19 protein-coding genes are annotated in these 24,587 nt (G+C 48.8%); 6 read left to right on the plus strand and 13 right to left on the minus strand.

Going from position 1 to position 24,587, the window contains the following annotated elements; translation table 11 throughout:
- Positions 1 to 37: 37 nt before the first annotated feature.
- From AB4876_RS05600 to AB4876_RS05615, 4 genes are read right to left on the minus strand one after another with little or no spacing between them, the layout of a single operon-like run.
- A complete protein-coding gene (locus tag AB4876_RS05600; RefSeq protein ID WP_368380661.1) occupies positions 38 to 1,315 on the minus strand; it encodes a restriction endonuclease subunit S in 1,278 nt (425 codons plus the stop codon).
- Positions 1,308 to 3,032, minus strand: a complete 1,725-nt coding sequence (locus tag AB4876_RS05605) for a type I restriction-modification system subunit M (protein ID WP_368380662.1) — start codon at positions 3,030 to 3,032, stop codon at positions 1,308 to 1,310. The genes AB4876_RS05600 and AB4876_RS05605 overlap by 8 nt, the downstream gene beginning before the upstream one ends.
- A 26-nt stretch (positions 3,033 to 3,058) precedes the next feature.
- The gene (locus AB4876_RS05610; RefSeq protein WP_368380663.1) at positions 3,059 to 3,751 is read right to left on the minus strand and encodes a helix-turn-helix domain-containing protein; all 693 of its coding nucleotides are present in this window, start codon (positions 3,749 to 3,751) and stop codon (positions 3,059 to 3,061) included.
- Positions 3,752 to 3,754: 3 nt separating this feature from the next.
- Complete coding sequence (locus AB4876_RS05615) at positions 3,755 to 3,913, minus strand: hypothetical protein (RefSeq protein WP_368380664.1); 159 nt, start codon at positions 3,911 to 3,913, stop codon at positions 3,755 to 3,757.
- A 764-nt stretch (positions 3,914 to 4,677) separates the two neighbouring features.
- Between AB4876_RS05615 and AB4876_RS05620 the strand changes: the two genes are divergently transcribed.
- Both AB4876_RS05620 and AB4876_RS05625 read left to right on the plus strand, forming a co-directional pair.
- Positions 4,678 to 4,956 (plus strand): glutathione S-transferase family protein, encoded by a 279-nt coding sequence (locus AB4876_RS05620; RefSeq protein WP_368380665.1) that lies wholly within the window; start codon positions 4,678 to 4,680, stop codon positions 4,954 to 4,956.
- Positions 4,957 to 5,198: 242 nt separating this feature from the next.
- Positions 5,199 to 6,272 (plus strand): hypothetical protein, encoded by a 1,074-nt coding sequence (locus AB4876_RS05625; protein ID WP_368380666.1) that lies wholly within the window; start codon positions 5,199 to 5,201, stop codon positions 6,270 to 6,272.
- 77 nt (positions 6,273 to 6,349) lie between these two features.
- Here AB4876_RS05625 and AB4876_RS05630 read toward each other — a convergent pair whose 3' ends face one another.
- Entirely contained in the window at positions 6,350 to 7,453 is a 1,104-nt protein-coding gene (locus tag AB4876_RS05630) for an NAD(P)H-dependent amine dehydrogenase family protein (RefSeq protein ID WP_368380667.1), read from the minus strand.
- 136 nt (positions 7,454 to 7,589) lie between these two features.
- Between AB4876_RS05630 and AB4876_RS05635 the strand changes: the two genes are divergently transcribed.
- The 4 genes from AB4876_RS05635 to AB4876_RS05650 all read left to right on the plus strand — a co-directional run bounded on the left by AB4876_RS05635 (position 7,590) and on the right by AB4876_RS05650 (position 12,380).
- A complete protein-coding gene (locus tag AB4876_RS05635; protein WP_368380668.1) occupies positions 7,590 to 8,525 on the plus strand; it encodes a LysR family transcriptional regulator in 936 nt (311 codons plus the stop codon).
- A gap of 383 nt (positions 8,526 to 8,908) precedes the next feature.
- Entirely contained in the window at positions 8,909 to 10,090 is a 1,182-nt protein-coding gene (locus AB4876_RS05640; RefSeq protein WP_368380669.1) for a 2-hydroxyacyl-CoA dehydratase subunit D, read from the plus strand.
- A complete protein-coding gene (locus AB4876_RS05645; RefSeq protein WP_368380670.1) occupies positions 10,090 to 11,445 on the plus strand; it encodes a 2-hydroxyacyl-CoA dehydratase subunit D in 1,356 nt (451 codons plus the stop codon). Before AB4876_RS05640 ends, AB4876_RS05645 begins: the two co-directional genes overlap by 1 nt.
- A 35-nt stretch (positions 11,446 to 11,480) precedes the next feature.
- Positions 11,481 to 12,380 carry an acyl-CoA dehydratase activase gene (locus AB4876_RS05650; RefSeq protein ID WP_368380671.1) on the plus strand — a complete coding sequence of 300 codons (900 nt, stop codon included), beginning with the start codon at positions 11,481 to 11,483 and terminating at the stop codon, positions 12,378 to 12,380.
- Between the two features lie 388 nt (positions 12,381 to 12,768).
- Here the strand turns inward: AB4876_RS05650 and AB4876_RS05655 are convergent, their stop codons facing one another.
- From AB4876_RS05655 to AB4876_RS05690, 8 genes are all read right to left on the minus strand, one after another.
- Positions 12,769 to 13,887: an NAD(P)-dependent alcohol dehydrogenase gene (locus tag AB4876_RS05655; protein WP_368380672.1), complete on the minus strand. Its 1,119-nt coding sequence runs from the start codon at positions 13,885 to 13,887 to the stop codon at positions 12,769 to 12,771.
- 158 nt (positions 13,888 to 14,045) lie between these two features.
- On the minus strand, positions 14,046 to 14,783 hold the full coding sequence (locus AB4876_RS05660; RefSeq protein WP_368380673.1) for a TetR/AcrR family transcriptional regulator: 738 nt from the start codon (positions 14,781 to 14,783) through the stop codon (positions 14,046 to 14,048).
- A gap of 145 nt (positions 14,784 to 14,928) precedes the next feature.
- Positions 14,929 to 16,572 (minus strand): class I adenylate-forming enzyme family protein, encoded by a 1,644-nt coding sequence (locus tag AB4876_RS05665; RefSeq protein ID WP_368380674.1) that lies wholly within the window; start codon positions 16,570 to 16,572, stop codon positions 14,929 to 14,931.
- Between the two features lie 46 nt (positions 16,573 to 16,618).
- Entirely contained in the window at positions 16,619 to 18,829 is a 2,211-nt protein-coding gene (locus AB4876_RS05670) for a TonB-dependent receptor (RefSeq protein WP_368380675.1), read from the minus strand.
- 87 nt (positions 18,830 to 18,916) lie between these two features.
- The gene (locus AB4876_RS05675; RefSeq protein WP_368380676.1) at positions 18,917 to 19,708 is read right to left on the minus strand and encodes an SDR family NAD(P)-dependent oxidoreductase; all 792 of its coding nucleotides are present in this window, start codon (positions 19,706 to 19,708) and stop codon (positions 18,917 to 18,919) included.
- Positions 19,709 to 20,268: 560 nt separating this feature from the next.
- Entirely contained in the window at positions 20,269 to 21,396 is a 1,128-nt protein-coding gene (locus tag AB4876_RS05680; protein ID WP_368380677.1) for a thiolase family protein, read from the minus strand.
- A gap of 163 nt (positions 21,397 to 21,559) precedes the next feature.
- Positions 21,560 to 23,047, minus strand: a complete 1,488-nt coding sequence (locus tag AB4876_RS05685; RefSeq protein WP_368380678.1) for a patatin-like phospholipase family protein — start codon at positions 23,045 to 23,047, stop codon at positions 21,560 to 21,562.
- Between the two features lie 62 nt (positions 23,048 to 23,109).
- The gene (locus tag AB4876_RS05690; protein ID WP_368380679.1) at positions 23,110 to 24,309 is read right to left on the minus strand and encodes an alpha/beta hydrolase fold domain-containing protein; all 1,200 of its coding nucleotides are present in this window, start codon (positions 24,307 to 24,309) and stop codon (positions 23,110 to 23,112) included.
- Positions 24,310 to 24,587: the final 278 nt, after the last annotated feature.

Genomic DNA, 24,587 nt, shown 5'->3' on the forward strand with positions numbered 1-24,587 from the left:
CTAATGCCGCGAGCGCATGGACGCGCAGGAGCGGCTACTAGACAGCCACGCGACCCTCCACTTTATTATCGATTCTGACCCGGACTTTACCGGTTAGTAGGTCTTGCATTAGGGCTTTCTTCAGCTTTTCATTTGCCTTTAGCTTATATCTATTTTTAGCTATAGTGCTTTCAATTCCATCTAAAATGAAGCTGATTTTGCATTGCTCCGATTTGGAAGTGGGGTATGCAATTTGAGCTAATTCCAAATTACTATTATACAAGTGCTGCACTTTCGAGCCCTGAGTAATTCGCTCGACGTGCTGACGAAAGAATCGACCTCGAAGCGCCCAGAATAAATATCTTTGTGAAATAATATCTTCATTTGCGGTTATTCGAGCAATACGCTGATTAAGCATGCACATAGCATTCAAGTCTGTCATACATACTCGCCCGAGAAAATCATCTTCTAAAGATTGCGCGGTGAGATTCATAAGAATTTCACCTGCACCAACACGATAGGCAGACGCAGTACCCCAGTAATCTAGCGACAACTTTGCAGTGCTTCTGTAACTCCAGTTTACTTTACCGTCTGGATCAAGATTAACAGGTTTCACTAAATAAACTCCCGAGGAATCACTAGCCAAATAATCAGAGGATGGGAATGCCTTCCCATTCTGAAATCTCGAAATCTCAGGAAGAATTTTAATATCCCACCCCACCGGTATCCGCCCCACAGGCGAATCCTTGAACTCAGTGTGACCAATCCCTTTGGTCAACAACTCTTGCATCATGCCTGCTTTAAGGTCTTTCAGCTTGTCGATCTGCGCGCGTGTTTTTTCGATTACGTCATCGACGGTGGACAGGATGGCAGCTATTTTTTGTTGTTCGGGGAGGTTGGGCGCTGGAAATTCTATGTTTTTCAATCCCGCACCTGTAATTTGAGGCTGTGCACTCCCAGAAACAGAGTCGCCAACGCCACGATATGTCAGTGCGTAATAGAGATAGTCTTGAGTAATTACCGAGCGCCTAACATTATCAAGCGCCATCGAGTTACCGGTGATATACGTTTTGGGCGGTATACGGTTAATTGTTCCGCAAGTGTTCCCACGACAAGTGATCGCAACAGTTTCTTCTTCATGGTTATAATCGTGGTAAAAGCCTACAAATCCATTAGCACCGAAAACTGGGTACCCAGATGAAGTCATTTCGTCGGAAGCAATAGTTCGCCATTGCTTTGGAGTGCATACGTCCGTGAGCTTCAGAAACGACCAGTCATCAGGTATGTCACTCGGCATGCATACTACTTGACGCAAAATATCACCAAGGTTACTCATACCCAAGCTCCACCAGATACGCCTTCATCACCTCTTCAGCTTCAGCCACCTGCGCATCCAACTCTTTCAATGACATCCGATACTTGTCCCACCAGCGTTCCAGCTGCGTAATCACCTTTGCATCGACATCGCCCACCACATCCCGAATGGCTTCTTTAGATTCAATCTCTGGCTTAAATTCGTAATACTCGGCATCGCGCTTTATAAAGACAGCACTGACATCAAAGCCTTCCAGTATTTCTTCACTGATGTACTCACTTTCCACTTCACGCACCGGAATACCACCATGCAAGATTGCGCGAACATCGTATATTTCTGGCGGCGGACTGGTATCGGCATAGCGACGGATGTTCAGGTTGTAGTCGTTCTCGGCAATATCCGCCAAAGGCACTACTTTTGAGTAGCGTTTAATTTCTTCATAGCCGTCAAAAGTCTGCACGATTTTTTCGATATCCTGCTCACGCAGCTTATTCTGGTTTTTACCTTCTTCAAATTCCAATTCGCTGTTGATGAACAGCACTTTGCCTTTACGGTCAGCAGTTTTGTTTTTGTTAATGATTAGCAAGCTAGCGGGAATACCGGTGCCGTAAAACAAACCTGACGGCAACCCTATAACCGCTTCCAGCAGATCATCAGTCAATATGCCTTTGCGGATTTCTTTCTCACTAGAACCCCTAAAAAGCACGCCATGGGGCATTACCACGCCCATCATGCCTTCTGCGTTGAGGCTGGCGATCATGTGTTGAACGAAGGCTAGATCACCAGAATCCTTTGGTGGTGTACCGTAAGGGAAGCGACCATAAGAATCCGAATCGGCTTCTTCCTTACCCCACTTTTTAAGGCTGAAGGGTGGATTAGCTATAACGCGATCAAAGGTCATCAGCTCACCAGCTTGGGTATGCTGAGGGTCACGCAAGGTATCACCCTTGCGAATGTCCGCACTGTAGACACCGTGCAAGAACATATTCATCTTGCAGATTGCCCACGTATTCAGGTTCATTTCCTGACCATACAGAGACAAGTTAGACGCGTTCTCACCATGTTTAGCTAGATGGTTACGTGTTTGCACCAACATACCGCCAGAACCCGCTGTGGGGTCATAGATACGCATTCCCGCATGGGGTTTAAGCAAAGACACCAACAGCTGAACCACTTCTGACGGGGTATAGAATTCACCACCCTTCTTACCGGCTGAGTCAGCAAACATCTTGATCAGATATTCGTAGGCGGTGCCCAACAGGTCTGAACGCTCAAAATCCGTATTACGTAAGCGGTGAGTACTGAAGTGACTGAGTAAATCACGGAGCTTTTTATCTGAAAGCTTGTTCTTAATATTGAAATCGATAGAGACCAATACGCCTTCGAGTGAAGCGTTAAATTCTTCGATGGCTTCAGTGGCTTTGTTCAGCTCAGAGCCAATGTCGTGCTTAAGGTCTTTAATGGCGTCCCAGCGGGCGACAGGTGGAATGTAAAAGGTCTTATCGTACTCATCTTCATCATCTGCTAACTCACGGGCTTGAGCTTCCGTCTTACCCTTGTCGATATAGTGCTGAATGACGTCTTCTCTGGCTTCGTCAAAGGCATCTGACAGGCGCTTTAAGAACATCATACCGAAGATGTAATCCTTGAATTCTGAGGCATCCATATTGCCGCGAAGGATGTCAGCGGCTTCCCAGAGGTAGGATTCAAGTTGTTGTAAGGTGATTTGTTGGGTCACTGATTATTCCCTTAAATTGGATGTTATTACTTCTCTGAGCGATTACCCGCATGGATATGAGAAACGCCCCTGATCTCATATCGATTTGCGCGATGCACTCCATTTTTTACCACCTTATCTAAGTGGATAAGGTCATGAGTCACCAAGAATGAGATCGCGCTCCGTATCTCATTCCTCACGATTCCAGTGTATTCAGAAATCGCTTCATACCCAATGAAAACGACGTTGCTATCATTATCTCTGAAAGCTAATAAGACGCAGTACAACTTTAACGCATTGAGTTCATTTTTTGCCCTGAGATGAAAATCCCTGACAAAGACGCCAATCTGACCTTCTTTAGATATTCCATACAAATGCTTCTTTGGCAGTTTCGCCCAAGGCGAGACATCATGGCTAACAATTTCGTATATGTTTTGCTTCCGATAGGACTTTACTCGAATCATCCCATTCGCTTCCAACTTCGTGACTGCCTTTCGAATCATCGCACGCGACAAGCCAGTAGCGTCAGCGATGTCATCATAGGTCACTCTAGCAGTCCCCACTTGAAATTCTTCCGTCCTCTTCTGGACAGCTCGAGTGCACAGCATGATATAGAGCATCAATGCAGCAATAGACGCACCTTTATCCCTTGGGGAAAAATCCGCCAACGACAGCCCTTCATCGCCCTTCATCCACCACGAAGGCATTCGCACCCATTCATATCGATTTTCGTTCCACATCGGCTATTTTTTAACCTCAATTATCACTTTAAGAACCACATGTAATGAGTACAGCGCAACACTAGCTGTCACCAGCGCCATGATGAATACCGCACCGACAGGACTCATTGAATCCACAAGTGATAGCAAAACTGACCAGTCCAAACTCTCTAACTTTTGCATTCGCACAGCCCCTATTACTGAGAATGCAACAATATTGGAGCCTGAAGAATCTTTATTCTAGAATGAGTATGATACCTATACTACATAAAAAAATTATATTATTGTTTTATATCAATATGATACATATAGAATATGTAGGCTAGATAGACTTCTATTGTAGTTCATGAAACAACAATTATATAGCTGTTATAGTTCATGAATAGGTATATGCAACTACGTTGTAGTTCATGAATTGACACACCCAAGACTTAGACGGCTAGCCGAAGTGCATTTTTGACCAAAACCGATGGTGATTCCATGCCTGATACTTGCCTCGTCACCACCCAACATAGCAAGCTGCGACACCATAGCACCGTTACCATTATTTACCTTACAAACGATCCCACGGAGCAACTGACCAGCCAAGAATTTACTGATATAATTTGGGCATTATTTTTTACCCCTAGCGGGCATTAGAACACCAACCAGACCAAAATCTAAATACTTTGAAATCAAAGGCTTAGGGTAATCGCGATTAATTAAACAAACGCATTTACCCTCTTAGGAGGTTCAAGTCCTCTCCTGGGCACCATTCTTATTTTTTTCAATAAGTTACTGTCAATTCACTCATAAGATGACCAATGCGGCCAACTTTTGGCAAAAACTCGCTGCGGCCAAATTACTCGCGCTTAGCAAAAGCTTGGCTATTTTAGCAGAAGAGCCCAATCTATTAATCCTGTTTTTTTACCAAAACCGCCGCCGGCGATAAAACCGGCAGCAACACTATGGTTATCAGCGCCATCGAGCGCAGAGAAAAAGCCTACTACGGCTGGCTCGAGCAGCGCCTATCGGAATCACCTTATTTAGCTGGCGAGGAAATTAGCTGCGCCGACATTATGACCATGGTTAACCTCACCTCACTGCCATTACTTCGCGGTCGTATCATGCAGCGCCCGCTTAAAATAGAAGCAATACAGATCACAGCCCAAAGCACAGCGCAGCAACGTCCAATTCATTACATGCCAGCTAACACCGGGTATATAGATTCATTTGACTGCGAGTAAAAGAATAATCAACACCAGCGCAGCACTCTCACTTAAGCTTTAAGCAATACTGCGCAACGAGCACACCTACGCCCAAATAATTTCACTCCGCGTTGCGTAAGATCGATGTAGCAATAAGACATTATCAACGCAGCACCAGCTTTTTAGAGAACATCGATCAAAACCTATACCGCCGCATTATTAACTGATATATTGTCAGTTAATGCATAAAATAACGACCATCACCCAAGGAGGCCAATTAAATGGCAGAGATAAAAGCACTCACAAACGTCACCCTCGCTGACCAATTAAGCTATGTCGACAAGCTACCCGCAGGCATGCCGTACATGGAAAACAATGGCTTTTTAATAATGGGTGAAACCGACGAGGGCGAAGAAATATCCCTCGTATCATGTATCTTTCGCGTCGGCGGCGGCAAAGAAGGTCCGTGGCAGGTCGACGATGTATACAAAGGACAAACTACCTTTCTGGTTGGCCCCAAAGATCACAGCGGCGGCATTCGCGACAACGAGTTTATTGGCAACCGCACCTGGGCGACCGATCACTGGGAGTCTGGCAGCGTAGAAGAAGTCGGCGACGCAGTAGTCTGGACGCTCGGCAATCGCCAGCACATTTGCCGCCCGCCCTACTGGGAGATTAAAGGCGAGCATATGGGCATTGAATTTGACCTAAAGCTCACCGGCATCGGCAATGCGCCGTATCACAAAGGCCCCTTTGCCGACCTAGAGAAAAACGGTATTGCCGGCTTTGAGCACCCCTTATGCGCCGAAGGCACGATTACCGCCGAGGGTAAAACCTACCGACTGACCAAAGAAAAGTCCTTTGGTTGCCAGGAAAAATTCACCCAGCCAGCCTGGGATCTCGCCGATATTCTGCGCGGCGAAACCTATTATTGGAACTGGTGGGCAAGTGAAAACGTTCGCGTATTTATTTACTACTACCCCTCTGTAGGCAAAACCTTTAGCCACGTGAGTGTAGACGGTGAAGAAATTCAGTTCTCTGAAAATGGCCACAGCAACATAACAATGGAAGAAAAAGAGTTTTGGATTGACCCCAAAACCCGTATGCGTATTCCGGTGAAATGGCACTTCAATCTGGAATCGAAAAACGGCGTTATTGACTTAGACATTGAAGCGGCTACGCGCACCTATTACAGCTACCTAACTACCTCCGGCGCAACAATGCATTATGGCTTGCACTCACACAGCGAAGGCAGCATGAAACTCGCCGACGGTCGCAATATCGAACTTAAAGATATGCGCACCTATATTGAGCATGGCTGGACAGCTATTCCACTCAAATCTCACGCCGAGTAAAACTCGGATTCATCGTGACAAAAAAGGCTCTGGGTGATCACCCAGAGCCTTTTTTATTACAATCTATATTTTTATTACTAACGAACAATTAATGGGCTCTTAAAATTGCGCAAGTCAGGGCTGTAATTGGCAAAGTTAAAAGGCAAAACAATGCCCGGCTCTGCACCACAGACTATCGGAATCGCCTGAATAAGCGGCACAGCCGTTGCGTAATACGCGGGCAAAGTATTGTCGCCTGGACGATGTTCTAAATCATCTTCTACCGATGCCATTAACTGGAACTGACCGCGCACCGACACCGGCTCCGCCTCAATTTTAATATTGTAGTAATCACCGCGATGCAGGCCATCTGGCAAATCGCGCTCATCTACATACCATATCTCTTCTAGGGTGATAAATTTCTTGCCGTCGACAATCGCATGGTAAAGAAAATTAACACCACAGCGCTTGCCCTTGGGCACGGTAAACGGAATTAGCTTGGTGTCTTCGCGGGCAACAAAATATTTTTTCTCAGACTCGATACGATCAAGCTTTGCACCCATCACATGACAGGTAAGCGCCAACGTTTCCTCGTAGCCACGGTCACCAACATTCTCGATCCAAGGCTTTTCCGACATCTCGGAGCCGTAGCCCAAACCGCCCATCATATCGGCGCTTTCTATGTGACTATTATCAGACAACTCCTGCACATGAATATGCTTAATACTGGTCGATGCGCCAGTAAAAGTAGAGATAATACGCTCGTACAACCAGCCAGGATTAACACCAGTACCGTGCAAGCAACTACCGCCCTTCTTGCACGCCGCGTCCAGTTTGTCGTGCAGCGCTTGCGAGTGATACGCGGGATACCACCACCCCGCTGACGTAACCAAGCTCTTGCCCGACTCCAATAAACGGCAAGCGATATTGGTGGCCTCGGAATCAACATTTAATTCCGCGCTCATATTCACCGAGAACAACACCACATCGGCGTCCATCGCAATAACCGCCTCTTGATCGGTGGTCACCTTCACACCTACCGCATCCATTCCAAGGTACTCGCCAACATCAACGCCGTTCTTGCTCTCGCTATAAGCCAATACACCCACCAGCTCCAGCTCTGGCTTTTTAATCACCTCTTTTAAACAGGCATTACCAACAATTCCCGGCCCCCAAACAATCACTTTATATGGCGCACGCATAACTGACCTCTCGTTATTTATTTGAATGACTCTCGATTATAAGCCAGCTGCAATATTATCCAATTGCAAATAATGCTAGCTTGGTATGACATTTACACATATCAAGAAAACCCCGAAAGAGAACGAGAAGCCACTAATGAAAACCCTCAACCTCCAGAAGCTATTGCACGCACTTATCATCACCGAAGAGTGTTCATTGGTGGCCGCTAGCAAGAAACTGCACATCACCCAATCGGCGCTTACTCGCAGCATTCAATCCCTCGAAGAAGATCTTGGCCTCCAAATTTTTCATCGAAAATCGAGCGGCGTCGACCTCACCAAGGAAGGCGAAGTAGTGATTGCCAGAGCCAGAGAGCTACTTGACCAAGCAGGCCAACTCCAAGCCGATGTACGCGCCCTCTCCACTGGAACACGCAGCGTAGTGGCCTTTGGCCTTGACCCCATCATCGCCCATCAAATCTTGGCCGAGCAGTTAAAAGCCATTATCGTGGACTCGCGCTTAATGCAGATACAAGTCAAAATTGAATCGCGCAGCACCTTGTTCAGCATGCTCACCCAAGGCGATATCGACTTCTTTGTTGCCGACATTAATGACTTTAAACCCGTAGACGTTAAATACATTGATGTTGAATTACTGCAAACCGTGCGCGGCAGCTTTTTTGTGCGTCGAGGTCATCCGCTGGCCGAGAAAAAATCGGTATCGCTTGCGCAAATTTATGATTTTCCGATCATCACCCCCTCCAATGTTCACGAAAACACCTGGGAAGAATTGCGCTGGAACAACATCGACAGCACTGCACCCCAGCGCAAACAACAACTGGTGTGTCCTGATATCGCCATCCTTAAAAAAATCACCGCAGAGTCAGACGCGGTATTTGCCAGTGCAGATATCTCTGTAGCAGAGGAATGCCGCGCCGGCACGCTCCGCCGCCTCAATCATGATGTCGCCAATGACGAAGATCTAAGAAGTATCGGCCTAGTTAGCCTAAAAGACGGCAACCTGTGCATACACTCGCGGGAGATTATGAGCAATCTTAGCGAGCGCATAAGAACGAGCCTAAATCCAAAATAACACCTCAGTCACAGCACACACCTACAAGTACACACCACGACCCAACAACAAAATGAGTCATACTCACCAAAAAAAGCTATAAATAACCAAATATCAATTAACTTAAAGTAAGCTGTCGCTTCATAAAGATCTCTAAAACGCCAACACTAAAAATAATATCAATAAAAAACAACACTTTAAAAGCTAAAAACGCCACCTAAAAGGAAGCGCCCAGGGATAATCTTGACATGCTGAGTATTACTCAGCTAATATAATAAACACTTGCGCTAGGCCATACCAAGCGAGCACAGGGCATCAGCATAAAATGCGCAACGCCCACAAGCTCTAACCGCAACCTACCTGCTGGCCGGCCTATTTCATGCCAATACAAGAGCAGAATATTTATGAATGAAAACCGAGCAGATGCACTCCAGACGATGAAAAACATCGCAGCTCACCCAGAGCTTTACATTGCCGACTGGAAAAGTAAGCAGAAAATGCCAGTCATTGGCATCTTCCCTATGAACTTTCCTGTAGAAATTATTGCGGCTACGGGCGCCCTACCGGTCATTATTCAAGACAGCAAAGAACCTATCTCTGAAGGTAATAGCCTGCTCGCAGAATTTTACTGTGGCTACACCCGCAGCATTGCCGACCAAGCGGCTAAAGGCATGCTCGATATTTTTGACGCCTTTATGAACGCCGACCACTGCATTCAGCTGCTAGGGTCAGTGGATGTGGTGCGCGAGCTGCTGCCCGACAAGCCGGTTTACTTTGAGCACCTAATTGCCGCCATGGACGACTCTTGGACCAAAACCCAAGTACAGGAAAAAATAGAGGCTTTTATCATTGAAGCCGAGCGAGTTACGGGGCAACCCATTAGCGACGAAGCCTTACTCGCCTGCATTCAGTCCAACAACAAGAATCGCCAACTATTAAGAAACATCTTTGCTGCACGCCGTAATGGCGACGCTCAATTCTCGCCGGCAGAGCTGCAGGCCATGATTGTGTCGAGCATGATTATGGACAAGAACGAGCATTCCGCCTTGCTAGAATCTGTCTTAGCCAACGCGGCAACAAAGCCTCGGGACCAACGCATTCGCCTCCATCTCTCTGGCCATTTCTGCCATGCCCCTAGAGTCGAATTATTTGAGCTACTGGAAGACTGCGGCGCCGTTATTGTTGACGACGACCTGTATACCGGCGCCCGCTACATCTCTACCGACATCAAAGAATCGATGCCACCAAGAATGGCGCTGGCAGACTGGTATTTTGCCAGAAACGAAACAATTCCCTGCCCAACCCGCGTACAAAAGACCGTCGACTGGGATAGCTATCTACTCAACGCGCTAGACAATAGCGGCGCCGAAGGCGTGATTGTAGTGATGGCCAAGTTCTGCGAAGCCCATATGTTTTATTACCCTGAGCTACGCAAAACCCTCAACACTCACAATATTCCCCACCTACTAATCGAAACAGAGCACGAGGGCATGCCGGTGGAAACCATCCGCACCCGAGTGGAAGCCATGATCGAGCGGATACGACGCAAGTCACCCACCCGCCAAATCACACAGGAGTCAGCGTAATGAGCAGCGCAACACCAAGCAGTGTAAACCGCCTGAAAAGCAACGACGCAGGGCGCCACATGATCGCAGATTACTGGGATCGCATTTTTACCGCCAATGAGCGAGACGCCCAACTGGTGTGGTATAACGGCGCCGCCCTCAACCCTATTTTCCAAGCCGCAGGTCTTGAATGGGCCCACGGCGAGGCCTTTGCTGCGCGGCTCTCTGCCCAAAAATTAGAGAAGTCCGCTCAGCTGGCCGCTCAAGAATACGGCTACGTAGGCGAGCTGTGCTCCTATGCTCGCACCCACCTAGGTACCGCGCTTTTAGCAAGGCAAGCTAAAGAAAAATATAGCAAAGGCATTGTTGACGACGCCGAGCGCGACGACTTAGCCAGCCGCCTACCCATGCCTAATTTTATTGTTAATTGCTATGCCGGCTGCAGCACCGGCCAGCAGTGGGACGAGATCACCCACCGGATACTGGGCAAAGAAACACCTATTTTTAATGTGTCACTCCCCTTTTTGTGGAGCAACCGACCCGACGCGGGCTATTTAAAAGGCCAAGAATGGGAAGAAGCATCCGATTACGTTGCCGCGCAACTCTATAAGTTAATCGACTTTATCGAAGTGCAAACCGGCCGCCCCTTTGACTGGGACGCCCTGCGCCAAGGTATGAAGTACATCAAAGAAGCCTCAGAAATTCGCCGCGAGGCCATGGCCATGTGCGCCAACCTGCCTGCGCCCGCCACCTTCTGGGATTGGATAGCCAGCGTTGCCCATATCAACTTCTTACCGGCCGGATCGGAATTGGTGGAGTACTTCAGCAATATTCGCGACGAAATCGCCCATCGCGTCGCCAGCGGCGAAAGCGCGATTAAGGATGAAAAATACCGCCTCTACTTTGATGGCATTATGAACTGGAACAAGCTCGGCACCCTCGCCAGAGTATTTGCCGAGCGCAAAGTAGCCATCGTTGCCGGCCGCTACACCCACAATGCCTTCTGGCAGGAACCCCAATTAATCGACACCGATGACCCAATTCGCGGCATGGCGCAACATTACTTGCTCTGCCCAACCAATCACGGTTTTCAAACTATTAAACACTTCACCAAGCACGACTGTGAACTGTATGGCCTAGACGGCATCGTATTTCATTCAACCCGCACCTGCCGTGCATTTACTGGGCCGCAACAAATGCTCGCCAAGGCCATGCAAAAAGAAATGGGCCTACCATCAATTTTCTTCGAGGGCGACGTTGCCGACGAATCATTCTATAAAGGTGAACTGCTGGAAAGCCGCTTAGAAGCCATGCTAGAGACCATTGACGTGCGCCGCTCTAGAGACTTTATAGCGTCATCCGCGTCCAACGCTTGACCTGCACGCCCCATAACAGGGGCAAGGAAACACATATGAGCACAGCGTATTTTATGGGTGTCGATCTCGGCTCAACTACCGCTAAGGCGGTCGTTCTAGACGATCAGGCCAAGGTACTGAGTGCCCACATTGTGCAAATGGGGGCAGTGAGTCGGCGCGGCATGGAGCAAGCGGTAGAAAGCGCACTTGCCAGCGCAGGCATCACTCAAAAAGATATCAGCTACACCATCGGCACCGGTTATGGCCGCCGCTTGGTACCCGAGGTCGGACGCACGTTTACCGAAATTACCTGCCATGCCCGAGGCGTGGCCGCACTGTTTCCTGAAGCCAACTTGGTTATTGACATTGGCGGGCAAGACAGCAAAGTGATTGCCTTAGACGAACAGGGGCTAGTAGATAACTTTGCCATGAATGATCGCTGCGCCAGCGGTACCGGCCGCTTCTATGAAGTGCTCGCCCGCGCGCTAGAATGCGACATTAGCGAAGTTGGCGCACTGGCAATGAAGGGGATTCAAGATTTAGAAGTGAGCACCATGTGCGCCACGTTTGCCGAAACCGAAATTATTTCACTGCTGGCCGAAGGGGCTGACCCAGCCGATGTTGCCGCCTCGGTACACCGCGCCATTGCTCACCGCGCCCTAGGCTTAGTGGCCATGGTGGGCAAGCGCGATGGCATTATCATGACCGGCGGCGTTGCCAAAAATCCCGCCGCGGTGCATTTTTTGGAAGCGGCATTAAAGCAAAAAATGCAGGTCCCCGATGACCCGCAAATTATGGGCGCCTATGGCGCGGCGCTGCTGGCCTTAGAAATCTCAAGCGGTCGGCAAATCACACTATACGATCCAGAGAAAATACAAGCCCTTGAGAGCAAAGTAGAAGCCGCGTTTAAACCCAAAAACCGCAGCATTCCCGACTGCGTAAAATGCACAACGTAAGCACACTAAACGCTTACAACAGTGTATTGATATTGCACACTGTAAAACCCAATTAGTCGAAAATTCATCGCACGCATTACATGCGGAAAAACCGGCGCTTCCCAGCTTATCAACCACAAGAAAATCGACAGTAGCGCAGCCGTATTACTCCCGCTAAGCGCCGCAATTTAGCCCCCAAAGTAATCCCCCCAAAACTTTTCAGCTAGCTTACCAACACACTGTCGCGGCGAACGGGGCAAAACCTAAATTCACCACAAAAAAAGCCCGATAATTTACCTTATCGGGCAATAGCTGGCTAAAAAGGGTGAGTTTAACCAGTTTTTAAGTAGCGCCTGAATCAAGTTCAACTCAACAGACGCTAAGCTTAAATTCACATTCGTTTGTCCATTTAAAAAATAAGTACTGGCTTAACAACCGCACCGCTCACCGACGCCTGTGCGGCTTCATTGATTTGAGCAAACGGAAATGTCTTAATCATACGATCAAAGGGAAAACGACCCTCTTGGTACCACGCCGCCATCCGTGGAATGAACTCCTGCGGATCGGAATCGCCCTCGATAATGGCCTTCACGGTAATCCCGCGGCCGAGCATACTCATCATATTAGCGGGCAGCATTGCATCTGCAGGCGGAATGCCGAGCAGCCCAAGCTGCCCGCCTGTCAACAGAGCTTCAATTCCCACCGCAACCACGTCCGGACGGCCCGTGGTGTCAAGCGCAAATTGCACCCCGCCACTTAACTTGCGCACCTCCGCCAACACATCACCCCCCGCAGACGGATCAATAACATGGGTCGCACCAAGCTCCATGGCAAGGGCTCGGCGCTCAGCATTCGGCTCAACTACAATCACCTCGCCGGCGCCCACTGCGCGTGCGCCCAGCAAAGCACTGAGGCCTACAGCGCCGCCACCAAAGATAAGTAGTGAATTTCCCGGCCCAACCCCCAAGGAGTTCACCGCTGCGCCAGCGCCAGTTTGCACGCCGCAACACAGCGGGCCCATCTGAGCTAAGGGCAGGCTCTTGTCAATAACAACTGCGTTAGACATTCGCGCTATTGCAAAGGTCGCAAAGGACGACTGCCCAAAGAACATCGCATTAATCGGTTCTCCGTTCTGCGTCAATGGTGTAGATTGATCGGCGATACGCCGACCAGAGGTATTAATTTCAAAGAAGCTATAGCAGTAAGCAGGTTTATCACTATCACAGTTCGGACACCCACCGCAGGAATCAAAGCTAAGCACAACATGATCCCCGACCTTAATTTTATCGACCTGAGCACCCGTCTCCCTAATAATTCCGGCACCTTCGTGGCCAACGACCATAGGCAGCGACACTGGGTAATCACCGTCTCGGCAGGCAATGTCAGTGTGGCACATGCCGCAGCCGACCATCTCAACAAGCACCTCGTCATCGCGTAACGGCGCGAGCTCCATGTCTTCGATTACCCACGGGGCGCCAGTGTTTCTGATTACCGCAGCTTGTATGGTTTTAGGTATTGGGGAGGCCAAAATTTTTCTCCTTATTGCTCCGTGCGGGAGCCTTCGCATAAAGTCCATCTCGGTGGGCACTATCCTCAGGGCCCGCGCCCATCGCACACCTATATTCAGCGTTAAGATAGCGCCCATACAATCTAATCACTGTGATAAAAATTGCGCTATCGGTGCGACTAATCTAGGTTCAGGGGCTTTTCATCCGCAGCAGTGCCTTGTAGCTGTTTCATCGCCGCGTCAATTTCCTTAACGCCTTTTTCTATTGCCGCCATTGAGCGATTAAAAACCTCAACATCGACCGGTGGCTCAACGGCCAAACCTTTAAACACAATATCGGTAATCAAATCTGCAGAGCCATCAAGTGAAAAATCGACGCCTGCTTGCAAGTACGACCACACCTCATGTTCGATGGTACCGAAAATCATATTTCGCACCATTGATGCCGGTACATCGCTACGAAAAACACCTTGGTTTATCGCATCCTCTATGACCATTTTGGTATGAGAGGTAAAGCGCTTATTTAAAGCGTAAATCCTTGATGAGCGGAAATCAGGCTCACTCCGAATTACCATCAACACAAACTTCGACAGCGCAGGCTCTGAGTAAATAACCCAGAGGCTGTACCAAATAACTTGACGAAGACGATTGTAAATACTGTCGTGCTCCTTCAAAACAGGCGCACCGACCAACAGCTCTTCTACCCAAAATTCAGCCACATGCACCAATAAGTCGTGCCGGCTGGCAAAATAACGATAGATAGTCGCCTCAGATACACCACAGTCCTGAGCTACTTCAACCGGCGAAAAATTTTCATGACCAACTCGGCCAAGATGACGCTTGGCCTTAACTAAAATACTGGCAATCCGGTCTTCTCTCGACATGCGGACATTAGTACTGGGTTTCTTTTCTGCCATCTGCTGCTCCTCACTTCTTACGCGCGCAAATACTATCACAGACAGCTCCGTACACTGGCGGCTTACATAACATTCTCGCTAAAATTACAGCGCGCTAACAATCCTTTGCCTGATCATTCCTTCAGCTCAAGCAAGCCCGAGCGCCCTAAGCCTTTAAGGCCGATTTTTTATCAATATCATGCAGTATCAAATCGCCTTTGACGGCCAAATCTCGGAGGGCAAATTTCTGCACCTTTCCCGACGGCGTTAGCGGAAAATCGTCGACTATAGCCCATTTAACAGGTGATTTATGAGGCGACAAATGTGCCCTACAGTGACTAAATAGCACATCGAAATTTGGCGACTCACAGCCTTTTTCTGGAATAATGATCGCAGCGATTACTTCACCCCAATACGGATCGGGAATACCGATAACACTCGCTTGGTTAATCGCCGGATGATTAAACAAAACCTCTTCGATCTCACGGGGGTAAATATTCATTCCACCGCGAATAATCATATCTTTGAGGCGGCCCGTAATTTTAATATACCCGCGCTCATCCATTACCCCAGAATCACCAGTGCAGAGCCAACCGTCCTCGCGAATGGTCTTTTTCGTCGCCTCTTCCGCATTGTAGTAAGCCAACATATTTTGGTAGCCGCGCACGCAAATCTCACCAGCCTCACCAATCGGCTGAATCTCGCCGGTTTCAGGATCAATAAGACACACTTCCGCATGCGGTAAAGGCAGGCCCAGCGTACTGCTCTGGTCCTCGGCGCTATCTTCCACGCGCGTCTGACTGACCACACCATTTACTTCGGTTTGACCAAATAGAATCACTAAATTGCAGTTAAACGCTTCTTTGGTCCGATACACCAGCTCCTTGGGCACATCAGCTGCACCGGTGAGAATAGTGGTAACCGAAGACAGATTGCGCTTGGCAAACGAAGGGCTTTCCATCATTGCCAATATCATTGTGGGAACGAGCAAAGAGACATTGCCTTTCTCGGTCTCAAACAAATCAAGTATTAATTCTGGGTCAAAGCCGGGCACAATAACGTAAGTGCCGCGCTGGGCTAATGTGCCTAACGAGGTAACCACTGTGCCAGCAATATGAAACATGGGCATCGCGTTCACCCACACTCCGCCAACAGGAAAGCCCGCTCGTTTAGCCACAAAACGCGAGGTATTTACCGCGCCAAAATGGTGTAAACAGGCGCCCTTCGGCACACCGGTTGTTCCCGAGGTAAACTGAATTTGCAAAATTGAGCGCGGCGGAATGTCTGGCAGTATTATCGACAAATCGGCGCCCTCAGAAAACTCGTCGAGCGCTTCTATAGAGATCGCTTTGCAAGCCAATTTCTCGCCAATTTTTTCAAGCATTGCACCAAGATTTCGACCGCGATACTCAGGTTTATAAAACGCCGCTTTAGCATCACACTGGCTCAAAATTGTTGCAACTTCTTGCTCACCGTAAGCGGGGTTAACCGGCACCAAAACGATGCCAGCCAAACTCATTGCATGCTGCAACAACACCCATTCTGCACAGTTTGGCGACACAATGGCGATCTTGTCGCCTTGGGTGAATTCTGACAATAGCCCGCGCGCAAGTGTTTCTGCGGTTTGCAAAAGCTCTTGATAAGTCCAGCGCCGGCGCGCATGAACATCTTCTACGCCATCAACCAAGGCAATCCGCTTAGGGCATTCAGCAGCAACTTCTCGCAATAGATCACCGGCAGACACCTCCCATAAATCTTCAGAAATATCTTTTTGCCAATACGATTGGGTTAACGGAAACGATTGCGCCATCTGAACCACCTCTAAGCCTTGTTAACTATTTTTATTTAAATCAATTTTAAAATTCGTAACGTACTTCTACGCCGTAAACTCGCCCTTCATTAAAAGCGGTAAAGCTAGGTATTGGCTTAGGACCACTACCGTCACCACCAAAACTTTCAATATCCGGAAGCAGTGAATCATTGGTGTTATTCACTTCATTAAGCAAATTTCGGGCAAATATCGCATAGCGGAATTTGCTGTCATCTGGAAGTATCGCAACATTCAAATCGAGCATATCTACCGGATTGTAGTAACCCAAATTATTCTCGAGATGATATGCCTTATCTCTATGGCTAAAGGACAAGCGCGTAGAAACCATACCAAAATCGTCAAAGGGCTGATCGACAATAATATGCGCGCCGTAAGTCAATTTTGACGCTCGGGGAAGATGCAGATTTTTGTCTTTAGAATTAATCTCACCATCGCCATCAATATCATAGCGCAGCGACTTGTATTGGTCATCTAGGTAGCCAACAAAGCCGCCCACCAAGATATGATCAGTGATTGAAACCTGCCCATCTAATTCAAACCCTTGAATTTCAACTTCGCCAACATTTTGAATAAGCTGAGCAATCCCCACGCCCTCAATTGGCACCTGAACCTCGCGCTGAATATCCTTGATGGTGTTATGGAAAACCGCCGCATTCAACTGTGCGCGGCCATCCAAGAATTTCGACTTCATGCCGATTTCAAAGGAATCTTGCTCTTCTGAGTCAAACGGGCCTGGAGGCGCACCAGGTACGGTAGAACGGAAATTATAGCCACCGCTGCGGAAACCGCGCGAGAAAGCGCCGTAAAAGTTCACGTCGTCGCTCATAAAATACTGAAAGCCAATACGCGGAGAAAGATCATACCAAGACTCGTCGTTTTCAAAGTCGGCAGTAAAATCACGACTGGCATAGCTGCCACCGCCCGCTCGAATCGTACCAATGCTGGCATCTTTCTTTTCTTCGGTATAACGCAGACCAAGGTTTAAGGTGAGCTTTTCATTAAGATGCCAATCAACGGAGTTAAAAACACCCAGCACGTCTGTGTCGCCTTCACCACCACCGCCACGAACCACGCTGCCACCACCTAAGATGCGCTCTTCAACGTACATCAAAGACTGCGTAAAGTAGTAAAGACCACTGGTAACATCGAAATCACCAAAGGTGCCAGCGAAACGCAGTTCATTGCTAAACTGTTCTTGTTCGGTAATTTGATAAAAATGAAAGGAAGTCATCGGCGTACTGTCTATATCACCCAAGGCATCGTTAGTTAATTCACGCCAAGCTAGAATATTGGTGATGGTACCAATTCCGGTTTCCCAATTTAGCTCAGTGGTTAGGCCATCAACTTCCAACTCACTAAAGCCCGATTCATTCATGGCAAAATCAAAGCTGTCGCGATCATACAAGGCGCGGTTTTGCCCTATCGAACCATCACTGGCCGCGCTGGTATGTTCATAGCGAATTATCAATTCGGCATCATCATTGATATCCCACGCCACAACCGGACGCACTGTAAATTGATGAGCTGCACCGTGATCGGAGCCATCATAGTCATTGGTATACCAGCCATCGTCATCAGTATAGTAAACCGCCAACTTAGCCCGCACACCACTATCTCCCAGCGGCCCAGACACCGTAAAGTCAGACGTTGTTTGTAAGCCCGTCTCGACGGTTACCCTAGCATCAATACTAAGCTCTTCTGTTGGTCGCTTAGTACGCACCAATACCGCACCACCAGTTACATTACGCCCAAATAAAACTCCTTGAGGGCCACGTAATACCTCTACCGCCTCAAGATCAAAGTTATCCAATAGCACCCCAGCATTAGTACCTAGGTATACACCATCGATAAACACGCCAACGGTTGGATCAATAGACGGACTACCGCTATTTACACCTAGACCGCGAATAGCAAAATTTTGAAATCCTACCGTGGCGCCATTCGTATCCAGCGCAACGTTCGGAATATTAAAACCGATCGAGCTAATATTTTTGAAATTCAGCGCTTCGAGCTGGCTCTCGCCAAACGCTTTAAGGGTCAGTGGCACATCCTGCACATCCTCTACACCGCGTTTTCGGGCAGTAACCACGACCTCTTCCATCATGGCACTCGCTGCGCCGCTTGCTGCGTATGCAGCACCAGAGCCCATACTCAACAGCACCGCTCCCGGCATGGCTAAGCTACAACTTAGTGATAATGTAGAAACGCCAAAACCTAACTTTGAAATATTTTTCATTTTCTCACCATTATTTTTTTCAGTTCGAATGTTAAAAATTCAATCAGCTTGCATAGCCTTAATACCAGCAGACCGCTCCACGCTTTATCAGCCCGCAGAGATTCCGCCGTTAACACTTATCGCCTGACCCGTCACCCGCTTGGCGCCTGGGCCTGACAAGAAAACAATCATCGCGGCCAAATCTTCTGGATCAGCCACGCCTAGATGAGCCAATTTGGCCGCATTAGAAAAGAGTTTTGCGCTAAAAGGGTCTTCCATTACTCGATCGTAAACACTGGTGCCGTCAATTAACGAAGGCGTGATCGCATTCACCCGAATACCGTCGCGTTTTGCCTCAACCGCTAAGGTCCGGCTAAATAGCGTAATTGCCGCCATCCCCGCGCCAATAATTGTTTCGCCTGGGGTCGGCGTTTTGGCCGCATCGGATGCAACGTTCGTAATCACGCCAAACTTTTGCTCTCGCATATAAGGCAGTACAGCGCGACTCATCAACAGCGGCGCAAGTGCCTGCTGATTAAGAATGACGGGGATATCGTTGATATCGGTATTAAAGAGGAGTTTTGGAACATAGGACGCCGCGGTGGTATTCACAAGGATATCCAGGCCCTCTAATTCTTGGTGAGCGACCGCCGTCACGCGCTCGGCCTCAGCGGGAATATTTGCATCAGCAGCAATAAATACTGCCACGATATCGCTGCGTATTTCGCGAAGCGCCACAATCGCCGCATTGCCTCTATCAATATTGCGACCAACCAAAGCAATTCGGCTGGCTCCCGCCTGCACAAACTGCAGCGCACTAGCCAAACCGACGCCAGAAGTGCCCCCAACAATCACAACTGCGCATTTATTGATTTCTTTCTGAAAAACCGGCTTCGTCATTAAAATAATTCTCCTAGAGAAAACCTGAGGCCTCTTATCTCAACAAGGCTAATTTTTATTCACTCTAGCTGAGGCTAACTCACTATGTCAACAATAAAAGCGTAGTTATTTACACTTAAGTGAGGTCGACTCAGCACAAATTTAGACGATTTGCCGCTAAACCGGCTTTTCTGAGCGACAGTATTATTCATATAAAACAATGGATTAGATAAATTATTGCAAGCCCGCGCGAAAATACTATTAGCTAAGTCGGCCTCAGCTAGATAACGGTAAATGCTACTTCACACCTACATATCAACGGCGCACTTATCGAGCATTAATTGAGGCCTAGCGAGATAATTCTACAGGTAACGAATGCCAACGACTTGTCGACGCTACGCGTTTAAGTAACAACTGGATATACATAGGAAGAGACGCTCTGCCTAGAACTGAAATAGCAGAACGCTATAGAAGTGATTAAGACAATTCCAGACATGCGGTTTAAATCGTAAAATTCAAACACAGAACATCAAGGGAGGCCACCCACAAAGCGGTGGCCCCGCCAAACTCACAACACCGACTTAAACCAACTCGATCGCTATTGCCGTGGCTTCACCGCCACCAATACACAAGCTGGCAATACCGCGTTTCAAGCCGCGATTACGCAGGGCGTGAATGAGGGTCACTACAATCCGCGCGCCCGAGCAGCCCAGCGGATGACCAAGCGAACACGCGCCGCCATTCACATTCAATTTCTCTAATGGCACGCCCATGAGCTTGTGCGGCAACAAGGCCACCATGGCAAAGGCTTCGTTTATTTCAAACAGATCAACGTCGGCAACCGTCCAGCCAATATTCTTCAGCAATTTTTCTACTGCGTAGACGGGGGCTATGGGGAACTGCTCTGGCGCGCCGGCGTGGCGCGAATAGCCAACAATTTTGGCCAGCGGCTGGGCATCCAATCCACTGCCAATGAGCAAGGCTGCCGCGCCATCGGAAATGGAACTGGCGTTGGCGGCAGTAATCACCCCGTCTTTTGAAAAAGCGGGGCGCAGCTGGCGAATTTTCTCGGGACGGGCATTGCCTGGCTGCTCGTCTTCGGCACAGCCATCGTGAGCGACTATTTCATTGACGAATGCACCCGCTTTTTGAGCAGCAAGAGCACGCTCCAAAGACATGAGCGCGTAATCATCTAACTCTTCGCGGCTAAACTTGTGCTCCGCCGCGACTTGCTCCGCCACAAGGCCCATCAATTTTCCAGAGTAGGCATCTTCGAGGCCATCTACAAACATGGCATCGCGCATCTGGCCGTGACCCAAGCGGTAGCCTTGGCGAGCGCGGTCCAGCAAATACGGTGCTAGACTCATGCTTTCCATACCGCCAGCAATCACCAGCTGGCTGCTGCCCGCCTTAATTTGATCGGCACCGCTCATAATTGCCTGCATACCCGAACCGCAGACCTTGCTCACGGTGACGCAAGGCGTCGCGGCGCTCAGGCCCGCTTTTAATGCGGCTTGACGTGCCGGCGCTTGGCCAACACCAGCAGAAATAACATTGCCCATCAACACTTCGTCGACACGCTCGCTAACATCAAAACCCTCGCACGCAGCCGCAATCGCCGTTGCGCCGAGTTCTGGCGCAGTCGCCTTCACAAACTGTCCGTTCAAGCCGCCCAAAGCGGTGCGCTTAGCAGAATATATAAATGTCATTACGTCGTCCTATTCAGGTTTAGCAGTCTAATTTGAATTTTCAAAAACACTAAAAAAGCAATGGGCCAGCACATAGCAATACGCCAAACCAATGCATTTACTAAAATTTATTGCTTAATTTCACAGCCGCAATTCTAGCATAGCCACACGGGCAGCCACCCAATCACAAGATTGGGTGGCTTAATGCAATGGCCTGCCCGCTTTGCTGTATTGAGTCAATTTCTAGACTTTCCAAACAGGCATCAATTTCTTTGCTGATTAAACTGGCCATGCGAATTTGCTCCAGCTTTGGCCAGCTCGCCTCTAATCCCGCCCGATATACTTCCTGTATCTCTCCGTCGTTGGCGTATTGATACAGCAAATTCCGCAGTCGTAAATGCTTGAGGTCTAAAGAGATATTAATATCACCAACATAGGATTGATCTAATACCTGATATAACCCACCAAGGGCGAGATCCATTGACGACAGCAATGGATTCCCTGCCGACCAGCGGCGCACATTGCGCACCGACTCTTTTAGCGCGGTGAAATAGACCCGCTTAGCAGACCGAAACAAGCTTTCCTGATTTTTACTGTTCAACTCTAGGGTATACAGCAGACCTGCAGGGTTAATCATACTGACCACAAAATGATTAACCCCATATAAACGTGCCAGTCGTTTAAAAGGCAAATCGTCTGCAGTTGAACCATCTACCCACAGTCGCCCAGGCAAATAAGCTTTCAAACGACCGCGAGAATCTTTGGCCTCCAACTGCACCGGCGGAGCCAAGCCACTGGGTGACGAAGAGGCTTTTACGGCGGAGCGAATGGTGACATTGGGCGAGGTCATCGCATTCATTAAACGTGACTTCTGATGCTTTTCGTGGGGCGCTATCGAGATATTAATATGGCGACCGGTATGTTCGTAGGCTTCTTCAAAGCTCATATCACCAACAAAAGAATCGATCATATCGTCGCGCGCCGACGCAACCACTTGGCCGGAGCGCGCGCGCAGTAACTCACTGGCCTTAAAGAACCGCCCGTCGTAGCGCTTAGCACTAAAATAGCCTTTTAACTCGCTGTCGCTCAAGGTGCCTATTTGTGCGCACATCCATGAACCAGCACTGGAGCCAGAAATTATTCGCGGCAGTAAGTCCTCAGCAGAGAGGGCATCGACAACCCCATGATGGAAATAAATTAACCCCGCCCCACCACTCAAACTGAGTGCCGAGCGCCCATAGCAGTGGCTAGCGCGCCGAAAGAAATTGCGCTTTTGCTCCTTGCTAATAATGGCTTCTGGCGCGTCGACCAAACTCCGCAATGCACTGGCGATCAGCTCAACAAAATCAACTATCAACTGCTTAGTACCAAGACGGGTATGGCCGTACAATTGCGCGCTGCCCATGCCAGCCATATTGCCGTGAATACCCTCATTTAAGGTAAACAACAGTTCTTCATAATTACCCTTGTCCATGCAGTCTTTCATGCGTCGATAGCGCGCGCTAATTTGATTGGCATCAAAGTATTCACTATCGGCGCTGGCCTTCCATTTATTAGCGCCCGACACCTCATCAAGTTGGCCCGCTATATCCCGCCACTCCTCATAGCTACGCGCGGCAGCCAAAGCGGACTCAAGACGCGACAGCCGACTGCTAAAGGGAAATTTAATCATTGCCACTCCATGTTCTGGACCTTAATTACCACTAGCGCCCAAGCGTGATAGATATGCTTTATCTAGACTTGCGAGCCAAGAAAGCACTGATAACAATCCTGTAAAAAATACCCTGCCAATTTATTAACCGCATCGGCTTGTGGACAATGCCCTAAGTCAAAGGCGTGCTGAGCCCTTGGCACCCTCACAAAGTGAAAAGGCGCCACACTCAAAAGCTGCTGAGCCTCGACAAAAGCGCCCGCCTCGGCAATATCAATCATGCAATCGCCAGTGCCGTGAATGACCATGCAGGGCGGCAAGTGAGCGCCAACTTGATCGATTGGCGACGCCTGTCGCCACAGCTGCTCACCCGCGCCGCTTGGCTCAGCAGGCATGACTTTATCCACCATAAACTGGCTTATCTTCGGGTCGTTAATGATGTTGAAACGATCCATAAAATCATAGCGGCCGTAGAACGGGATAATCGCTTGGACCTGCGTATTAACTTCGGCAAAACCGCGCTGCAGCTCGCGGCGATCTGCGTCTTTTAGCGATCCCGCTAAAGCCGTTAAATGGCCGCCTGCCGAGCCGCCAGTGAGGGCAATAAAATCGCCGCGACCACCGTAATCCGCCGCATTGGCCTTAACCCACGCGATAGCCTTTAACACGTCTTCAATCATAGCGGGGTAGCGATGCACCGGCCCAAGCCGGTACTCAATGTCGATCACCAACCAGCATGCAGCCGCCATACTGTGTATTAATGGCCGACCCATCTGCCCCTTTTTACCGGCAACCCAAGCCCCACCATGAATATGGATCAATATTGGTCTTGGCTCATCGGCCACAGCCAAGCGGTACATATCGAGACGCTGAGCAGCTAAGTCGCCATAGGCAATATGCTTATCAACTAGCAAGCCTGAGCGGCGACAGCGCAATACCAGCAACCAGCGCCACACATCTCCCGGCGTAAAATAAAAGTCCGCGCGCGTCGCAATACCAAGGCGCTCTGCATAGCTGGCCGCCATGCTTCGCACTTGCAACTGCTTAATCAGGCTAACAGCCGCAGTCAATACCGCGATGAAGCCGACAAATACCGGCTCAAACTCCCCCCAGCCGGCAAAAACAACGCCGAGTGCTATGATCAATATAGGCAGCACGAACAACTGCCCCACAATGGCCAACAGCCAATATAAGGCTGACCACACTTTTAACTGACGATATTTCAGTGCTACCAAGCCTGAAACAGAAAATACTGCGAGGCCAACAGCTAACCCAATAATCATATCCACCCGCCAATACTGATAAACACTAAGTGCAAGCTACTGATATAGAACAAGAAAACATTCAGCTGTAGGAAATTCATCACCGTTCAACGCCTGCAGCAAACCGCCCTAAGTGCGAAGATTTATGCGTGATCAAACACCCGGCAGCGCGGCCGTTTGATTTTTACTGCAATAACTGACAGTATGTCAATTATTGCAGTAAAGTAACATAAAAAGCTTTGACAAATTTTAGCCACATGCGCAAACTATAACTGACGACTAGTTATTTTTTTAAGCCA

This window comes from Zhongshania guokunii (genome assembly GCF_040892635.1).
GTDB classification, from domain to species: domain Bacteria; phylum Pseudomonadota; class Gammaproteobacteria; order Pseudomonadales; family Spongiibacteraceae; genus Spongiibacter; species Spongiibacter guokunii.